Source organism: Sorangium sp. So ce426 (genome assembly GCF_051475585.1).
Taxonomy (GTDB): Bacteria; Myxococcota_A; Polyangia; order Polyangiales; family Polyangiaceae; genus Sorangium; species Sorangium cellulosum_B.
The window spans coordinates 3,860,371-3,879,370 of the sequence record NZ_CP150341.1 but is presented as its reverse complement, the minus strand read 5'-3'; the positions used below and the strand labels follow the sequence as shown (position 1 = coordinate 3,879,370).

General features: G+C 70.3%; 10 protein-coding genes. 6 read left to right on the top strand and 4 right to left on the bottom strand.

Annotation, left to right across the window (positions count from 1 at the left end; genetic code table 11):
- Window positions 1-587: 587 nt before the first annotated feature.
- From WMF44_RS14580 to WMF44_RS14565, 4 genes are all read left to right on the top strand, one after another.
- The gene (locus WMF44_RS14580) at window positions 588-1,037 is read left to right on the top strand and encodes a CoA-binding protein (RefSeq protein ID WP_437299719.1); all 450 of its coding nucleotides are present in this window, start codon (window positions 588-590) and stop codon (window positions 1,035-1,037) included.
- Window positions 1,034-1,747, top strand: a complete 714-nt coding sequence (locus tag WMF44_RS14575; protein ID WP_437299718.1) for a formylglycine-generating enzyme family protein — start codon at window positions 1,034-1,036, stop codon at window positions 1,745-1,747. Before WMF44_RS14580 ends, WMF44_RS14575 begins: the two co-directional genes overlap by 4 nt.
- Before the next feature lie 262 nt (window positions 1,748-2,009).
- A complete protein-coding gene (locus WMF44_RS14570) occupies window positions 2,010-4,175 on the top strand; it encodes an SBBP repeat-containing protein (protein WP_437299717.1) in 2,166 nt (721 codons plus the stop codon).
- A gap of 364 nt (window positions 4,176-4,539) precedes the next feature.
- A complete protein-coding gene (locus WMF44_RS14565) occupies window positions 4,540-5,907 on the top strand; it encodes an MFS transporter (protein WP_437299716.1) in 1,368 nt (455 codons plus the stop codon).
- Between the two features lie 110 nt (window positions 5,908-6,017).
- Here the strand turns inward: WMF44_RS14565 and WMF44_RS14560 are convergent, their stop codons facing one another.
- On the bottom strand, window positions 6,018-8,126 hold the full coding sequence (locus WMF44_RS14560; RefSeq protein ID WP_437299715.1) for a hybrid sensor histidine kinase/response regulator: 2,109 nt from the start codon (window positions 8,124-8,126) through the stop codon (window positions 6,018-6,020).
- Between the two features lie 209 nt (window positions 8,127-8,335).
- Here WMF44_RS14560 and WMF44_RS14555 point away from each other — a divergent pair, with 209 nt between their 5' ends.
- Window positions 8,336-8,758, top strand: a complete 423-nt coding sequence (locus WMF44_RS14555) for a hypothetical protein (RefSeq protein WP_437299714.1) — start codon at window positions 8,336-8,338, stop codon at window positions 8,756-8,758.
- Here the strand turns inward: WMF44_RS14555 and WMF44_RS14550 are convergent, their stop codons facing one another.
- Both WMF44_RS14550 and WMF44_RS14545 read right to left on the bottom strand, forming a co-directional pair.
- Window positions 8,759-9,256 carry a response regulator gene (locus WMF44_RS14550; RefSeq protein WP_437299713.1) on the bottom strand — a complete coding sequence of 166 codons (498 nt, stop codon included), beginning with the start codon at window positions 9,254-9,256 and terminating at the stop codon, window positions 8,759-8,761.
- A 14-nt stretch (window positions 9,257-9,270) separates the two neighbouring features.
- A complete protein-coding gene (locus tag WMF44_RS14545) occupies window positions 9,271-14,712 on the bottom strand; it encodes a trifunctional serine/threonine-protein kinase/ATP-binding protein/sensor histidine kinase (protein ID WP_437299712.1) in 5,442 nt (1,813 codons plus the stop codon).
- Window positions 14,713-15,579: 867 nt separating this feature from the next.
- On the opposite strand from WMF44_RS14545, the gene WMF44_RS14540 reads away from it, so the two are divergent.
- A complete protein-coding gene (locus WMF44_RS14540; RefSeq protein WP_437299711.1) occupies window positions 15,580-16,839 on the top strand; it encodes a hypothetical protein in 1,260 nt (419 codons plus the stop codon).
- Window positions 16,840-16,983: 144 nt separating this feature from the next.
- Here WMF44_RS14540 and WMF44_RS14535 read toward each other — a convergent pair whose 3' ends face one another.
- Window positions 16,984-18,627, bottom strand: coding sequence for a reverse transcriptase family protein (locus WMF44_RS14535; RefSeq protein ID WP_437299710.1), 1,644 nt, complete (start codon window positions 18,625-18,627; stop codon window positions 16,984-16,986).
- Window positions 18,628-19,000: the final 373 nt, after the last annotated feature.

Sequence of the window (19,000 nt, the reverse complement as noted above, 5' to 3'; positions counted from 1 at the left end):
CTGGCGGCCACCTGCGCGGCCTCGGCGGTCTTGCTGCGCAGCCCCGGCTCCCGCCTGCGCGTCCCACTGCCCCTCCTGCGCGGCCCCGGCGGTCCTGCTGCGCGGCCTCGGCGCTCTTGCTGCGCAGCCCCGGCTCGCGCCTGCGCGTCCCACTGCCCCTCCTGCGCGGCCCCGGCAGTCCTGCTGCGCGGCCTCGGCGCTCTTGCTGCGCAGCCCCGGCTCCCGCCTGCGTACCTATCATGGTATGCTATCGTACAATCAATCGGCTGCTGAGCCGTCCCAGCCCTCTCCTGCATCCCCCACTTGGTGTCCTACCACACATTTCCGTGGCTCCTGCGCAGCTCCTACGTCGTCTTGCGCGGCGCTGCTCTCCTATCGCGACCTGGGCTTCGTGCTCTCCTCTGAGCAGAGCTTCGGTGTCACCGAGTTCCTTGATCGAGCGAACGCCCCTCGGCTGCTCGGGTTGCCGGCGGCACCCTGGCTGCATTCAGCGCGGAGATCACGCAGGTCCAGGACGACATCGCGCATGCTAGATCTTCTCCGCGGGGCAGAACATGCTCGACCTCCCTCTCCTCGGCGCCGTGGACATGGAACGGACGCTCAGAAATGCGCGCTCGATCGCGGTGCTGGGGATCAAGCCGGAGAGCCGCCGGGACCTCGATGCGCACCAGATCCCGCTTTACCTCCAGAAGGTCGGCTACCACATCCTCCCCGTCCCGACCCGCTATCCCGAGGCGACCCAGATCCTCGGCGTGCCCGTCCACCGCCGCCTGATCGAGCTTCCCGCGCCCATCGACGTGCTGAACGTCTTCTGCAAGCCCGAGGAATTCGTGCCCCACGTCGAGGATGCGCTGGTGTTGCGTCCGTCAGTGGTGTGGTTCCAATCGGGGTTGCTCGAGCTCTCGGCGGCGCGCAGGCTGCTCGACGCCGGGATTCCGGTCGCGGAGGATTGTATCGGCTGCCGGCGCGCGTCGATGTGGCCTTCCATCGAGCCATTCGAAGCACAGCGCGCGGCGGCGGGCTCGCGGACGCCATGAAAACGGGCCCGCGCTCGACGCCTCCCGGCCTCGTGTGGATCCCTGGCGGCACCTTCACGATGGGCCACGAGCCGATCTTCGAATCCGAGGCGCCCAACCCACCTCATCGCGTCGAGCTGTCGCCCTTCTGGATCGGCGCTCACCCGGTCACCCGCGCCGAATACAGCACCTTCGTCGAGGCGACGGGCGCCGCGGCGCCGCCCTCCGCGGGCCGGCCAGAGCTCGACGCGCCCGATCGGCCCGTGGTGAACGTGAGTTACATCGAAGCCCTGCGGTATTGCGCCTGGGCCGGGGGGACCTTGCCCACGGAGGCGCAATGGGAGCTCGCCGCGCGCGGGTTCGATGGGCGGCGATATCCCTGGGGAGACGACCCCCCGGACGAACGGCGCGCCTGCTTCGCCGAGGACTGGAATCGCGGCGGGCCGAGCCCGACAGGCGCGCACCCGGCCGGCGCGAGCCCCTTTGGTTGTCACGACATGGCCGGCAATGTCTGGAGCTGGTGCCTGGACGCGTTCCGCGCGGACGCGCACCTCGAACGAACGCGCCTCGGCCGCGATCCGTGCGTGGGCGGCGCGACGCGGGTGCGCCCGCTGCGAGGCGGGTGCTGGCGCAGCATCGAGAGCAGGCTCCAGTCGGCGTACCGCAACTGGAGCCACGAGGTCGCGCGACATACAACGATCGGCTTTCGCCTCTGTGTCTCGACGGTTTGACGCGAACGCCGTCAAGGCGAAGGCAGATCGCGTGAAGTCGGCGGGGGCGAGGATGCCGAGGGGCGCGGGACGCCGGGCAGGGCCGCGGCGTCGGGCGCGATCCTCCGCGGGTCCACGGCCGCTCGTGCCGTCCGCGCGGCAACGCCCTCATCCTGCCGTGGACCCCGGCTGGCGGCTGGCATGCCCTGGGTCAGGTCGTATCCTTCATCCCCGCCTCTCCCGGCCGCGGCCGTACCATGCACGGCGGGGAGGGGGAACGTTGATGACGATCCTGAGGACTGCATTGCTTCTCGGTGGGGCGCTCGGCCTCTCGTCCTGCGATCACGCGATGAAAGGACGCATGGACGGCCACGCGCCCGCCGCTCCGGACGACAGCGCGGCCGGGTCGCAGGCCACGCTGGTCGAGCCTGCGCTCCATTTCATCGAGAGCCGAGGGGCGGCGGAGTCCGCCTCGGGCTATCACGTCCAGGGGCGAGACAAGGCCGTTCACCTCGGACCCGACGGCATCACCTTCGTCCTGGCCGGCGCCCCGGAGGCCTCGCTCCCCCGCTGGGCGGTGAGGCTCGAGTTCGAGGGCCATCGCGCCGGCGTCGCGCCCGAGGGGAAGGATCCCACCGGCGCGGTGGTCAGCTATTTCACGGGCCCTCGCGCGCAGTGGAGGACCGGCCTCCCGACCTATGCCGCGGTGGTTTACGAGGACCTCTGGCCCGGCGTCGATCTCGAGATCTCCGGCACGGCCCGCGCGCTGAAGTACCAGTTCGTGGTCGCGCCGGGGGTCGATCCGGCGCAGATCCGGCTCACCTACCGGGGCGCGAGCGCGGTGCGCCTGACCGACGGCGGGCAGATCGAGATCTCCACGCCGGCGGGCAGCTTCACCGACGACGCGCCGCTGTCCTTCCAGGACACCCCCGAGGGCCGCGTGGCGGTGCCGAGCGCGTACGCCCTCGAGGCACCCGCGCCGGACGGGGCGCAGACCTATGGGCTCCGCCTGGGCGCCTACGACCCGACCCTGCCGCTGGTGATCGATCCGGCCGTGCTGATCACCTGCGGCTTCATCGGTGGATCCGGCTCGGACGACGGCGAGGACATCGCGGTGGACCTGGCCGGCAACGCCTATATCACGGGCTCGACGACCTCCACCCGGACGACCTTCCCGGACATCGTCGGTCCCGATCCCAAATACAACGGTGGCCAGGACGCCTTCGTCGCCAAGGTGGACCCGCGGGGCGCCCTCGTCTACGCGGGCTATATCGGCGGATCCGGGTTCGAGCTCGGCAGGGGCATCGCGGTGGATTGGGCCGGCCAGGCCCACGTGACAGGCCTCACGCACTCCGATGATTTCCCCGTCGAGATCGGCCCGGACCTGACCTACAACGGCCAGGGCGACGCGTTCATCGTGAAGATCGACACCTCCGGCAAGGACATCGCCTATGCCGGCTACATCGGCGGCGCCGGGACCGATCTCGGGTTCGACGTCGCCGTGGACAGCTGCGGCGACGCCTACGTGACCGGGAGGGCTGACTCCGACGCATCGACGTTCCCCGCTCAGGTGGGCCCCGATCTCACGCAGAACGGCGGCGCCGACGCCTTCGTCGCCAAGGTCGACGCCTCCGGCGCAGGCCTCGTCTATGCCGGTTACATCGGCGGCAGCGCGCAGGACGAGGCCTTCTCCATCGCCGTGGACTGGGCCGGCGCCGCCTATGTCACCGGCTGGACCTTCTCAGGCGCAGACACCTTCCCCGTCCAGGTCGGCCCGGATCTCTCCCAGAACGACGGAGGCGCCGCCGGCGACGCGTTCGTCGCCAAGGTGAGCCCCGCGGGCACCGGGCTAGAATACGCCGGCTACATCGGCGGCGCCGGCTCCGACGTCGGCCAGGGCATCGACGTGGACCTCGCTGGCAACGCCTATGTCTCCGGGAACACGGCCTCCGACGAGCTGACCTTTCCCGTCAAGATCGGCCCCGACCTGACCTACAACGGCGCCGAGGACGCGTTCGTGGCGAAGGTCAGCCGGTCGGGCGCCGAGCTCGTCTACGCCGGCTATGTCGGCGGCACGAGCCTGGACGGCAGCACGGGGCTCGCGGTCGACCTCGCCGGCCGTGCTTACCTGACGGGCGCGACATCGTCCGCTGATTTTCCCGCCGTCGGGGGGCCCGATCTCACGCACAACGGAGGCGTCGACGCCTTCGTGACCAAGGTCGGCGCCTCCGGCGCGAGCCTCGTCTATTCCGGGTTCATCGGCGGATCGAGCACGGACACCGGCAGAGATATCGCGGTGCACTGGCACGGCGACGCGTTCGTCGCCGGGATCGCCCATTCGACGGAGGCGACCTTCCCGACCGTGAGCGGCCCCGATCTCACCCACAACGGAGACGCCGACGCCTTCATCGCGAGGATCAGGCAGACGCGCTTGCTCGCCTCGCCCTGAAGCGCGCTTCCGATCGGCGCTCTACCAGCAGGCGCTCTGAGCGCGCCTCGCGTGCCGTGATGGCCGCGGCGCAGACATCGAACGGAAACATACGGTCGACAACCCACCTGGGGTCCGACATCGAACGGAAACATACGGTCGACAACCCATCTGGGGTCCGACATCGAACGGAAACATACGGTCGACAACCCATCTGGGGTCCGACATCGACCGGAAACATACGATCTACAACCTATTTTGGGCTCGACATCGACCGGAAACATACGATTTACGATTCATTCACGGTCCTTGTTTTATGGATCCGTCCTGAGGCCTCGAGCGCCGCACCGCGAGGTCCTTCAGAACTTGCAACTTACGAGGACCCATGACCCAGGCTACCAAGGCGACCAAGATCGAGCTATTTTCGCTGTCGACTCCAGCGATGCGCGCATTCCACCTGACCTGGCTGGCGTTCTTCGCCTGCTTCTTCGCGTGGTTCGCGGTGGCACCGCTGATGCCGGTCATCAAGGGCGAGTTCGGGCTGACCAAGGAGCAGATCGCCAACATCAACATCGCCGCGGTGGGGATCACGGTGGCGGGGCGTCTGGTGATCGGGCCGCTCTGCGACAAGTACGGCCCGCGGGCGACCTACACGTGCTTGCTCGCGCTCGGCGCCATCCCCGTGCTCGGGATCGCGCTCGCGCAGAGCTATGAGGTCTTCCTGTTCTTCAGGCTGCTGATCGGCATGATCGGCGCGAGCTTCGTCATCACGCAGTACCACACGTCCGTCATGTTCGCTCCCAACGTGGTCGGCACCGCGAACGCCGCGAGCGCGGGCTGGGGCAACGCCGGAGGGGGCGTCACGCAGTCGGTGATGCCCTGGGTGCTCGCGGCCGTGCTCAGCCTGGGTGTCAGCTCGTCGCTCGGCTGGCGCCTCGCGATGGTGGTGCCGGGCGCGCTCATGCTCGTCGTCGCGGTCCTCTACTGGAAGTACACCCAGGACTGCCCGCAAGGGAACTACAAGGACCTCCGCGCGGCGGGCGTCGAGATCGAGGGCGGGAAGAAGGGCGGATGGGCGGTCTTCAAGGCGGCGATGGGCAACTACCGGTCCTGGATGCTGTTCGTCACCTACGGGGCCTGCTTCGGGATCGAGCTCTTCGTGCACAACGTGGCCGCCAGCTACTTCGTGGACCGGTTCAAGCTGGATCTCCAGACCGCAGGCATGGCCGCGGGCAGCTTCGGGCTCCTGGCGCTGTTCGCGCGCGCCGTGGGCGGCATGCTCTCCGATCGGCTGGCCCACCGGAAGGGCCTGGACGCCCGCACGACCCTCCTGTTCGCGCTGATGGTCGGCGAGGGGCTCGGCCTTCTCTGGTTCTCCCGGATGCAGACGGCGGGGATGGCGGTGCTCGCGATGGTCGTCTTCGGGCTCTTCACACACATGGCTTGCGGCGCCACCTACGCGCTCGTGCCCTTCATCGATCGCAAGGCGCTCGGCGGCGTCGCGGGCATCGTGGGCGCGGGCGGCAACGTCGGCGCGGTCGCGGCGGGCTTCCTGCTCAAGGCCGTCGGCGACATCCAGGACTGCTTTGCGGTGCTGGGCTTCGCCGCGCTCGTCTCGTCGGTGTGCGCGATCCTCGTGCGCTTCACCGCCGCCCACAAGGCGAGCGAACAGGCCCTCTACGACAAGGCCCTCGCCGAGCGCCTCGCCCAGAGCGGCGCCTCGGCCCCGGACGGCCTCGCGCGCGCGAGCTGAGCACGCCAGAGGTTCGCCTCAGCGTCGCTGTGCCTACGATGCCACCTTCACGCGGTCGACGCCAAGCCCAGGCGCCCTCGCAACCGGGGGCGCGAGCGCGCGGCCGCAGGTCAGCGCGAGAGCGGGCTCGCCGTGCTGCGCAGCTCGCGGCGCCCCGCCGACAGGGCCTCCATCAGCGCGGTGTCCTCGGCTGGCTTGACGAGGTGCCTGTCGAAGCCCGCCTCTCGCGATCTCCTCCGGTCCTCGTCCTGACCGTAGCCGCTCAGGGCGACGAGGCGCGTCGACGCGAGCGACGGCTCGGCGCGGATGGCGCGGGCCACGTCGTAGCCGTCCATTCCGCCCGGCAACCCGAGGTCGCACAGGACCACATCCGGAGGGCGCGTCCGGGCCGCCGTCAGGCCGGTCGGGCCGTCGAACGCCGTCTCCACGTCGTAGCCGCTCAGGGTCAAGAGCATCTCCAGGCTCTCGGCCGCGTCGTGGTTGTCCTCGATCACGAGGACGCGAACCCCCTGGCGACTGGCCTCCTCCCCGTCGGAGGCGGACGACAGGTCCCGGGCGACCGGCGCCGCGAGCGGCAGCCGCAGCGTGAAGACCGAGCCGCGGCCGGGCCCCTCGCTGTGGGCCGCCACCGTCCCGCCGTGGAGCTCGACGAGCCCCTTCACCAGCGCAAGGCCGAGCCCGAGCCCCCCCTTGCTCCGGGCCAGCCCCTGATCCGCCTGGCTGAACGGATCGAAGATGCGCGATAGCAGCCCCGGATCCATCCCGACGCCGTTGTCCTCGACCGTGATGACGGCCTGTCCAGACATGCCCCCTTCGCGCCCGGACGCCCGAGGACGAGGGCCCGCCTCGACGCGCACGCCCACGCGCCCTCCCCCGCTCGCGCCCGCGTCGGTGAACTTGCCGGCGTTCTGCAGCAGATTGCCCAGCATCTGCGCCAGCCGGGTGTCGTCGCCCTCGACCCAGAGCGGCTCGTCCGGCACGCTCACGCGGAGCGCCACGCCGTCGGCCTCGAGGTTCGCCCGGTAATCCTCGGCGGTCTGGCGGACGATGCCGGCGATATCGCAGCGCGCCTTGCGGAGCTGGATCCGGCCGCGGGCGATGCGAGAGATGTCGAGCAGGTCGTCGATCAGCCGGACCATGTGCGTGACCTGGCGGTCGATCACGTCCCGGGCTCGCCGCTGCACGGGATCCGCCGCTCCGACCCTCCGGAGCATCGCGACGGCCGTGCGGACGGGCGCGAGGGGGTTGCGCAGCTCGTGGGCGAGCATGGCCAGGAACTCGTCCTTCCGCCGGTCCGCGTCCCGCAGCGCCTGCTCTGCCAGCTTGAGATCATGGATGTTGATCGCGATCCCGAACCAGCGGACGATCCGGCCCGAGGCGTCGCGGATGGGCCGCCCGCGCACCTTGAACCACTGGTATCCGCCGTCGCGCCACCGGACGCGGTACTCCAGGTCATACGGGGCGAGCCCCCCGACCGCCGCGCGCCAGGAGGCGAAGACCCGCTCCCGATCGTCCGGGTGCAGGACCTCGAGCCACCGGTCGCCGAACTGCCGCTCGGCGGGCACGCCGGTGAACTCGATCCATTGCTCGCTGAAGAACTCGCAGTAGCCGTCGGGCCGGGTCGCCCACACCATGCCCGGGATCGACTCGAGGGTCTGACGGTGAAAGAGCTCGCTCTCGCGCAGGGCGGCCTCGGCCCGGTGGCGCTCGGTCAGATCCAGCATCGAGCCGATCATGCGGGTGGGCGCGCCGCTCGCGCTCCGGCCGATGTAGCCGCGGTCGAGGAAGGGCGCGTACGAGCCGTCGCCCTTGCGAAAGCGGTACTCGTCGGTCCAGCTCTCCCCGTTGCCGTCGATCGCCGCGCGGATCCCCTCCGACACCCGCGCCCTGTCCTCCGGGTGGATGCGCTCGTACCAGCCCTCGGGGCCGTCGCCGAGCTCCTCCGGCGTGCAGCCGAAGTGCTGGACGACCGCTCCGTTCCAGAAGACCCGGTTCGTCTCCAGATCCCAGTCCCAGATCACGTCGTTCGTGGCGCGGTTGACGAGGCGATACTGCTCCTCGCTCCGCCGGACGGCCGCCTCGGCCTCCAGCCGGGCGGCTTCTGCGCTGGCCGCGCGTTCGCGGGCCTCGCTCTCCCGCGGCGCCACCTCGGCCTGCCCGGCCTCGGTGGCGCCCTCGGCGCGCTGGCGGCCAGCCCCGTCCACCCGTGTGCTCCGCATCGTCCTCGCCCGGAGGTCTGCGTAGTGGCGCGCTCGGCGTTTGGCCACTCGCCGCGCCGAGAAACGATGCTGGAGACCTCGGCGACGCGATCCCCCGCGCGGGCCCCGTCCGCCGGCTCGGCGACGTGGTCCCCCGCGCGGGCCCCGTCCGCCGGCGCGAGCTCGCCTGCGCGGTTGCGGCCGCGGCCTCTGGCAACAATGCATAGAGCGTGGCCGCGCTGGGGAAATCCGCGGAAGAAGGCGCCGCCGGCGCGCTCAAGCGACAGCTGGCCGAGCTCGGCGGCGCCGAGGCGTTGCTGCAGGCGATCCTGGACAGCGCGTCCGAGTGCATCCTGGTGATCTCCCCGGACGGCACGGTCCTGCTCTCCGGCCGCGCGCTGCCGAGGGCGAGCTCGACGAGCCTGCTGCGGACGAGCATCTACGAGCACATCGCCCCGGAGACGCGAGAGGCGGCCCGCTCCTGCGTCGAGCGCGTCGTGCGGTCGGGGGCGTCCGACAGCACGGCGGTGCCGATGACGGTGGCGCCAGAGGAGGTCGACCTCAGCGCGCTCCTCCGGGACCTCCTGCATGAACGCGCGGCGCTGCTCCGGCGCGCGGCGTGCCCGGTCGCGCGGCGGCACGCGAGCACCTGATCAGCTCGCGTCCGGGGGCATGATCCCGCGCAGGAGCTTCTGCGCGCTCGCCATGCTGGAGACCAGGCTGTGATGCTGGACGGCCTTCTCGACGGCCGCGATGAGCCCCGACACGTCGCCATTCTTGTCGAAATAGCCGAACGCCTTGTGGGTCGAGAGCAGGTCTTGCTTCTCCAGGATGTCCTGGAACGCGGTGTAGAAGATGATCGGCACCTTCGGGAACAGCGCCTTGATCCTCAGGTACGCAGTGAGGCCGTCGATGCCCGGCATGCGGATATCCAGGATGACCAGGCTGACCATCGCCGTCATGGCGGCGATACCCTCCTGCGCGCTCGCGTACAGGCGCACGTCGTAATCACGCCGCAGCGTGAACTCGAGCGCAGACCGCATCCGCGGGTCGTCGTCGATCACGACAACGATCGCCCGCTCCTTGTCGGGCTCCTCCGGCGCCTCGCCCGAAGCTTCGCGGAAGCGCCTGGTGAATTTCGCCGATGTCATCTTGGCGCCTCCTTTCAATTCCCGGAGAGGTTGAGATCGTTCCGGCCGACGGGCGCGCCGGCCGGCTGCAGCCGTTGCGGCGGCTGCGGCTGCTCATGAAGCGCCGCGCGCGGGAGCCGGACGACGAACGTCGTTCCGCGATCCGCGGCGCTCTCGACGTCGATCGTCCCGTGGTACATCGCGACGAGGCGGGAGACGAAGCTGAGCCCCAGGCCCACGCCCGTCGTCGGCTTCGTCGAGAAGAACGGCTGGAAGATCTTCGAGAGGTCGTCAGACGCGATCCCGTCGGCGTTATCGCTGATGGTGACGACCTGGAGCTCCCCCTCGTCGACCGTCTCGACCCGCATCCGCCGGCCGCGGCCGTCGCCGACCTGGAGCAGCGCGTCGCGCGCGTTCAGGACGATGTTGCTCACGATGGAGTCGAAGTGCGACTCGTACCCGATGACCGCCGAGCCGCCCTGGAGATCGAGCTCGACCGACACGCCCTGGCGCGCGAACTCGTCGCGGTGCCGCGCCGCGACGGACTCGATGACGCGGCGGAGGCTCACGACCTCGTTGCCGGCGAGCGCGACGCCGAGCTTCGAGTACTCCAGGATCCTGTTCGTGACGCTCAGCGCGCGCGACGTGCAGTCGCCCACCATCCGGAGCACGCTGTCGAGCGTCTCCTCCGCCTCCTCGATGTCGCCCAGACGGGCGATAACCGCCTTGATCTTGCCCTCCGGGATATCACCCTTGAGCAAGTCGAAGAGCTCGCCGAGCCGGGCCGCGTTCTTCACGCACAGCGTCTCGCCGCCCTGGGTCACGGACTCGAGCACCATGGCGGCCCCCGAGAGGGCGTTGCGCATCTCGTGCGCGAAGCCGCCCGCCATCTGGTTCTCGACCGCCTCCCGCTCCAGGCGGACGATCGTCGCGTGGGCCTGCTCGAGCTCCGCCGTGCGCTCGCGGACCTTCTGCTCCACGCCCGTGTAGAGCTTCGCGTTCTCGATGGAGATCGCCATCTGCGAGGACAGCATCGAGAGCAGCTCCAGCCGATCCTGGGTGAACGTCCCGGTCGCCGTGTTGTTCTCGAGGTAGATGGCCCCGTAAAGGCCGTTATGGTGGGTGATGGGCGTGCACAGGACGGACCTCGGACAGCGCTGCGCGACGTAGTCGTCGCGCTGGAACTGCCTGTCCGTCGAGGCGTCGGAGAGGACGACGCACTGGCCCGTCCGCGCGACGTACTGCACGATCGCGGCCCAGAGGAGCGGGCGCTCGTGCGCCGCGGCCTCGTCGAGGGGCAGCCCCGGGAAGCGCGGTTCGTCGCGGCCGTCGGTCCAGTCGACCTCGGCCTCGATCCGCAGGCCGTCGCTGTCCCGGAGGACGAGGCAGCCGCGCTGGGCGCCGGCGTTCTCCATGGCGACCGACATGAGCTTGGCGAGGAGCCTGTCGAGCACGATCTCCCCGGAGATCGCCTGCGCCGCCTTCAGGACCGTCCTGAGATCGAGGCGAGATGCGCCGAGCGAGGTCGTCGTGACGAACCTCCGTGAGGGCGCGATCTCCGAGGATTGCGGAGGGGGCGCCTCGCGCACGGCGAGCTGCGGATACCGCTCCTCCAGGTCCTGCGCCTTGCGGGCGGCGCCCCAGAGCTCGTAGTGGTACCTCGCGTCCGCGAGGTAGACGCGCGCGAGCTTCTCTCTCCCCTGCGCGAGCCAGAACCGCCCCGCCAGCTCGCAGGCCACCGCGGCCTCGTTCACGTAGTCGTGCTCCGAGGCGGACGCGATGGCGCGGTCGTACAGGTCCAGCGCCTCGGCCGCGCGGCCGTCGATCCGCGCGAGCTCGGCCTCCACGAGCAGGTACCTGTGCAGGAAGTTGCTGGCGCACGTCGCGGACAGCGCCTTGAGCTTCGCCTGGTTCTCCGACAGCTTCGCGCGGTAGCGCGCCCTGTCCTCCGGCGAGGCCGCCGGGTAGAGCGCTGTCATGGCGAGGGAGTAATAGAAGGTGTGCAGCGGCGTGAACACCTTGCCCGTGCTCGCGCCGAGGGTCGGCTCCGTCTCGGCGGCGTGTTTGTAGGCGAGCTCGTATTCGCCGAAGACGAAATAGAGCATGGCCTGCGCCGTATGGATATAATTGACGGTGTTGAAGTTCTTCGTCGCGTAGAGGCCGGGGAGCGCCTGCTCGGCGTCGAAGAACTCTCCCTTGATCTTCGCCGCGTGCTCGGACCTGCCGGTGAGGTTCCGGATGACCTGCCGCCACACGCGGAGCTGGTTGATGACCTGCTCCTGCTTGAACCTGAACACCTCCTCGATGTGCCTGTCGAACATCGCCTCGAGGTCGAGGAGGTTCTGCCCGGAGATGGCGCCGCAGACGAAGGCGTTGATCAGGCAGTACGCGGCGCTCTCGGCGTCGCCGTTCTCGGCGTAGCTCAGGTACCCTTCGATGAGCGGCGCCTGGCTCTCGCGGGCCGGACGGTAGAAGTGCCGGGAGAGCCCGTAATAGAAGTTGTAGGTGCTCGCCTTGTAGAACGGCTCGTCCCGGCGCCGGTGCACCGCGATCGCCAGCTCGCCGAACCGGGATCCCGTCGCGATGTCGCCCACGCCGGCGTTGACGAGCACGCTGAACGCCGCGAACGCATAGGGCGAGAGCGGCGACTCGCCGTGATCCATCGTCAGGTCGAGCGCGCGGCAGATGAAGAGCCCGAGCATCTCCGGCGCGGCGAAATACGACGCATGGATCGCGCGCCGGAGGATCACGAGCGCGGCTTGCTTCGGGGCCTCCGTCATCGGGGCGAGCCGGCCGAGGCGCTCGAAGCCGATCTCGGCGACCTGCTTCGTCGTCTTCGTGTAGGCGTCGAGGAAATCCTGCGTGCCGGGGCTCGCCGGGAACGTCTCGCCGAGCTGCGCGAGCGCCTCCACGGCGATGTCCACGGCCCTCCGGAACTCCGCCTGGGTGTGGTGATAGAGGATCAGGAGCTGGTAGAGCTTGCTCCTGTTCATGACGTCGTGGATCTCGCACAGGGCGGCGTCCACGAGCGCCTTCATCGCGCCCCAGTCGGCGTTCATGCACGCCGCCTCGGCCGCGCCGATGTGGAGCGCGCTCATCAGCGCAGGATCGCTCTGCCAGGCGCTCGCGGGCAGCAGCGAGAGGCCTCGGGCGAAGTAGCCGCGCGCCGCGTCGAAGGCGGCGGAGAGCAGCGCGCGCCGGCCCGCGAGCAGGTTCAGCTCCGCGAGGCGCCGCTGCTCCGCGGCGTCGCTCAGCAGGTCGGCGCCGCGGTTCAGGTGGTAGACGACGTCGAAGACCTTCTCCTCGGGGGCGCGCCCGCCCAGGCTCCGCAGGAGCAGCCGGCCGATGTCGGCGTGGAGGCCGCTGCGCTCGCCGTCCTCGATCATCGCGTACGCGGCCTGCTGGACGCGATCGTGGAGGAACCTGTAGTCCGGGAAGACGAGCGGCGCGGCGAGATCGTCGGGCGCCGCGGGCTCCATCGGGGAGAGCGGGACGAGGAGGCCCTCCTGCAGCGCGGGCGCGAGGTGCCGGTAGGCATCGGCGCGGGTCTCCTCGCGGATGACCGCGAGCCTGCCCAGGTCGAAGCGGTTGCCGAGGCAGGACGCCGACATGAGCGCTCGCTGCGTGTCCTCGGGCAGCTCCCGCAGCTTGCCGATCATCAGGTCGACGACGTTGTCCGTGATGTTCCTGGACTCGATGTGCTCGACGTCCCACGTCCACGCCGCGAGCCCGGCGTCGTACCGCAGACACCCGGTGTGGTGCAGCGTGCGGAGGAACTCGTTGACGAAGAACGGGTTGCCGCCCGTCTTCCGCGTGACCAGCGCGGCCAGCGGCGTGACCGCCGCGGCGTCCGCGCGCAGCGCGTCGGCGAGCATCCGGCAGACCGTCTCGGCGCCGAGCGGCCCCGGGGAGATCTCGCTCACCCGGCCGACCGCCCCTTCCCGTCGCAGCGCGGCGATCGCGGCCGAGAGCGGGTGCGCGGCCCCCACCTCGTTGTCGCGGTAGGCGCCGATGACGAGCAGGCCGCGCAGCTTCGCGTCGGTCATCAAGAGCTCGATGACCCTGAGGGACGCGGCGTCGGCCCACTGCAGGTCGTCGAGGAAGATGGCCAGCGGGCGCTCGGCGTCGCAGAACACGCGGACGAAGTTCTGGAGGACGCGCACGAAGCGGTTCTGGGACTCGGCGGGCCCCAGCGCCTGGACGGCCGGCTGGTCGCCCACGATGCGCTCGATCTCGGGGATCACGTCGACGAGGACCTGCCCGTTCGCCCCGAGCGCGGCCTTGATCTTCGAGCGCCAGAGCGCGAACTGCGCCTCGGGCTCGGCGACGATCTGCCGCACCAAGTCGCGGAACGCGCTGGTGATCGCGGTGTACGGGGTGCTTCGCTGGAGCTGGTCGTACTTGCCCGCGACGAAGTACCCGCGCGCCTCGGTGATGGGCTTGTACAGCTCGTGCGCCAGCGCGGACTTGCCGATCCCCGAGTACCCGGCGATGAGCATCAGCTCGGCGCCGCCCCGCGCCGCGCGATCGAACGCCTCGAGCAGCGCCTGCACCTCGCGCTCGCGCCCGTAGAGCTGCTGCGGGATGCGGAGCTCGCCGGAGGCGTCGGCGCGGCCCAGCGGGAACGGGGCGATCTCGCCCGTGGCCGCGAGGCGCCGCTCGCACTCCTCCAGGTCGTGGAGGAGGCCCGCCGCGCTCTGGTAACGGCCCTCGGCCGCCTTCGCCATGAGCTTCATCACGAGGTCCGACAGGACCTCCGGCACGCCCGGACAGCGCGCGCGCGGCGGGGCGGGATCGCGCGCGACGTGGCAGTGGACGAGCTCCATGGCGTCCGTCGCGCTGAAGGGCGGCGCGCCCGTGAGGAGCTCGTAGAAGGTGGCGCCGAGCGAGTAGAAATCGGTGCGATGGTCGAGCGACCGGTTCATGCGGCCGGTCTGCTCGGGAGAGATGTAGGCGAGCGTCCCCTCGAGCACCGCGGGGCTCTTCATCGAGAGCTCTTCCCGGGAGAGCCGCGTCGAGATGCCAAAGTCGATGATCTTGGCAACACCCGTCTCGCGGTTGACCACGATGTTGGACGGATTGATATCCTTGTGTATAATTCCGCTTCCGTGGACTTCGCGAAGGGCGCTCGTGATCTGGATCGCAAGCCGGATGAAGTCCGCGGCGTCGAGCGGGCGGCGCTGGAGGTGGTGGAGGTGGTGCGCCAGCGAGCGGCCGCCGAAATCCTCGAGGACGAGGAGGAGCCCGTTCTCGTGCCTGCACAGGTCGAGCGCCCGGACGACGCCCGGCGCATCCAGGTTGCGGAGCACCGCGTACTCATGCCGGTAGCGCGTGAGCTCCGTCTGGCTGGGATAGTCCGAGCGCAGCAGCTTGAGGATCACGGCGCGCCCGTCTCCCGCGCGCTGGCCCCGGTAGACGCGCGAGCTGCCGCTCTCGTAGATCGTGTCGGTCGCTTGATACCCCGAGATCGTCAGCATCACTCCCCTTGACGTCAGAGTGCTCTGGCGCGGTCAGGCCCGGTCGACAGCCCACGGCATGGCATGCCCCCGCCACGAATGTGTCCTGGATGGTAACACGAAGCCGCTTCGCGGCTGGACGAATCTCGCGGGACGGCGTGGGTGGATATCCGCCGTTGATACCTGTTCTGGTTCAAGGTGCCACCTAGGGAGCCTGGCCTGCGAGGTCTCCGGACAGGCAGCAGGGGACAGAGGGCGAGTCGGTGATCCGAATTTCCGGCCTCCCCGCGGCGGCGGCGGAACAGATCGCTGAAGTGCTGGGACGACGCGCTGCCCACCTCAGATGCCGCTCGCGGCGACGATCGCGAGGCGCAGGGCCTCGGCGGACTCCTCCGGGCGTGGGTGCTCGAGGTGGGAGAACGCCGAGATGGGATCGCTGTAGAACGAGACCGGGAACGGGGAGCCGACGATATCGAAGAAGCCACGCGCGTCGCTTTAAGAGCCGATTAAGGAGCGGTCCTGCGGCGGGGACCTAGCCTGTTCGGCGGAGGTCACGCCATGCGCATCATCGCTTCTGCTCTGCTGATCCTTGTCCCTGTCATCCCCCTCGCCGGATGCGGTGAGAACCGTGAGCCCGATCCGGCCGCCGCATCGAGCAGCGCTAGCAGCGCGGGATCCGGAGGATCCGGCGGCGACGGTGTGGCAGGCGGAGCATCGAACGGGAGCTCAGGCGGCTCGGGCGGCTCGGGCGGCTCGGGCGGCTCGGGCGGCTCGGGCGGCTCGGGCGGCTTGGGGGGCGGCGGTGAGCCGGGTTGGGGAGGAGACTCGAGTGGCGGCGGAGGATCGCTGCCAGCGGAAGCCTGGCACCGGCAGATCTCGATCTCCGATATGGATTCGGCCCGCGCCGTCGCGATCGATAGCGAGGCAAACATCGTCTTGGCCGGCGCCGCGGGGCGAACGACAGACCCGGGCACCATCGTCTCGCCGCTCTTCGGCTCCCTGGACATCTTCGTCGCCACGTACGCAGACGACGGCGCCCCACGCTGGGTCCGGCAATTCGGTGGCCACTGGGCGACGGTCACGGGGGTCGCGATCGACGGAAACGACGGCATCGCCGTCGTCGGCGAGTACTCGAGAGGTCCGCTCCAAGCCGGTGATTTCGTCCTGCCAGAGCCGGAAAGAGACGACCCGGAGGTCGCCTCGTCCGACACCTTCGTCCTCGCGCTCGATCGGGACGGCGCCCCGCGCTGGATGCACCGCCTGGGCGGCGGCGGCGTCGACTTCGGAGGCCGCGTGGCCATCGGTCCCGGAAACGACGTCATCGTCGCCGCCGAGTCCGCGGGCCGCCTTACCCTCACCAGGTTCGCCGCCGATGGGACGACCCGCTTCGCGAAGGACGTGGGAAGCCTGCGCGGAATCAACGCGTACTTCGACCCGATCGTGGGGGTGGCCGTGGACCTCCACGGCGACATCCTCGTCGCCGGAGACTTCTACGACGACGCCGACCTCGGCGGCGGCGCCACCTCCGGGCTGAAAGGCAATCAGGCCTGGGTGGCGAAGTACTCGGGGGAGGACGGCGCGCACCTCTGGTCGAGGCACTTCGGCCAACCGGCAGACCCCATTTTTAGCGGCGGCGACTCGGCGGCTGCGCTGCTCGTGGACGAGCGCGGCGACGTGCTGCTCGCCGGCCGGTTCGCGCAGGGCGCCGACCTGGGCGAGGGGCCAATCGACGACATCTCACGCGGCGCGTTCCTCATGAAGCTCGCCGGGGAGGACGGCGCGTTCCAGTGGACGAAGGCGTTCCCGGCCGTACAGGTCAGGTCGACCAGCCTCTCGTTCGCGCCCGACGGCCGGCTCGCGCTCATCTCCTGGCTCGGCGCCGCGCCCTCGTTGCCCATCGATCTCGGCGGCGGCTCGGTGGTCGAGGGGGGAACGTACGTTGCCACCTACGAGCCAGACACCGGGGCGTTCGTCGCGCAGCGGCGGCTCGTCGAGCTCGGCGGCACTGTCGAGCCCGCCGCCTCCACGCTCGACGCGAAAGGACACGTGTTGTTCGTGGTGAACTTCATCGAAGAGCTACGGACCGGCTTCGGCGCTCTGAAGAGCGAAGGCTGGAGCGACTTCCTCCTCGCGCACGTGCCGCTCTGAGACGGAAAGCCACGCAGCACTTCCTCCCCCCACTTGCGCCTGGCACGGACGTGCACACGTGCGTCGCCGTCGACCTCGCGCGTGAGCTGGCGGGGATCTGCTCTCCAGCCCCTCGCTACGGGCGCCGCCGCAGCTTCCGACCCCTCACCCCGTGAGCGCGTCGAGCGCCGCGAGCAGCGGCGCGGCCCTCTCGCGGTCGATCATCTGTACATAGGCGATCCTGCCGCGAAGGTGCGCCTCGAAGTCCGAGACGCCGCTCCGATTCTGGGCGGCGAGCCCGGTCTTCTTCGCCGCGTGGAGGATCGCGCGCAGGCGGCGCACCTCCTCGCGCGGGGCAGAGGGCTTGTCGTTGACCACGACGCCCGTCACCACCTGCCGCCCGCCGGCGCGCTGGATACGGCCCTTGTCCGGGTTGATGGCGAAGCCCTCCTCCTCGACGATGTGGCGGACGCGGGCCAGCAGCATCGCGATGTCGCCGCGCTTGCCCGGGGGTGCCGAGAAGGTGAGGTCGTCCGCGTACCGCGTATACGTGAAGCCCGCGCGGGCGCACATGCCGGCGAGGCGGCGATCGAGCTTCCGCGCGACCTGGTTCGAAATGGCCGGGCTCGTGCAGGCGCCCTGCGGCAGCGCGCGATCGCCGACAGCGACCCAGTAGCGCTGCCCGTCGTACTCGACCGGACGCCGCGGCGGCTCGGTGCAGAGCAGGGCGAGGAGCGTGGCCACCGCCGGGGAGTAGCCGAGCCGATGGAAGACGCCGCGCACCCGCGGGAACGTGATGGTCGGGAAGAAATCCGACAGGTCGAGGTTCACGACAACGTCGCGGCGCGTGTGCGGGCGCGCGTTGGTGACCGTGGAGCGGCCCTTCACGAAGCCGTGCGCGGGCGCCTCGACGGGCAGCTTCTCCAGGATCTCGCGCAGCACCCAGGCCTGCGCCGCGGCCAGCGAGGCGTGGGGCGCCGCGAGCTGCCTCGTGCCGCCCGAGCGCTTCGGGACGTCGAAGTACACGTAGTGCGGGCGCTCGACGGCCTCGCCGTGAAAGCAGAGCCAGCGCAGGCGCGGGACGGCGACGCCGAGGGCCGCGGCCAGGTCGGCCGGGGTGGACAGCACGGGCAGCCCGCGCTGGGCGAGCGACTCGACGTGCGAGCGCCGGTCCGCGAGGCCCGCCGAGACGTCGGTGCCCAGGAAGATGATGTCCTCGGCCCGGCGGCGCGCGACCGCCTCGGCGCGCTGCCGCTTGCGCTCGGCGCTCTGGCGCCGCTTCTCCTCCTTGCGGGCGAGCTTCTCGCGCTTGAGCCGCTCGATCGCCTCGTCGGCCGAGCGCGCCGCGACGGTGCCGGCGAGCGACGCGGCGTCCTTGTGCCTGAGCCAGAGATCACCGACGCGGTGGATCTCGGCGAGCTGCGCCTCGGTGAGCAGGCCGCGCAGGACGAGGCCCCGATCGATGAGGGCGGTGCGCTCGTCGCTCTGCGGCGGGATCGTGTCCACGCGGCCGATCCAGGCCGTCTGGTACGGGTTGATCTTGAGCGCGCGCCTGCGCAGCTCGTCTGCGGAGAGGCCGAGGATCCCGCCGGCGTCGTAGGGGTCCGCGGGGCGCGGCTTCGCGCCCGCCGCCGCGGCGCGGGGCTGCCCCGCTCGGGCGGCCGGCTGCGCGGCGGCCGCGGGCCCGGTCTGCGCCGACCGGGCCTGCGCCCCCTGGGCCTGCTCGGCCTCGGCCCCGCCCGGCGCTCGCTCGCCCAGCTCGGCCCCGCCCAGGCCGAGCATCGACTTCAGCTTGTCCCAGAAGCCCATTCGACCGTTCCTCTGGGCAGCACCCGGTCCAGGGTGGTGGGGTGCTTAGCCCACCCTGCCCGAATGATGGAATTGCCAGGACGCCATGAGACGCCAAAAGACGCCAAAATTTTTGTGTTTTTCTTGGCGTCTTTTGGCGCCTCATGGCGTCTTTTGGCGTCCTGACGGTTCAAAAGACCCCACCTTCGGCCAAAGTACCCCATCACCCGGTCCAGCCCTCCAAGGAGGCCCGCCCGCCCGACTACTTGCTCGTGACCACGCCCGATCACCCAGGCGCCGGGCAGCTGTGCGGGTCCAGGACCGTCAGGTCCCTCTGAGTGGACCCGCACAGCTGCTAAAGGCGCCCAAAGAACATCGGGGGTGGGGATGCATG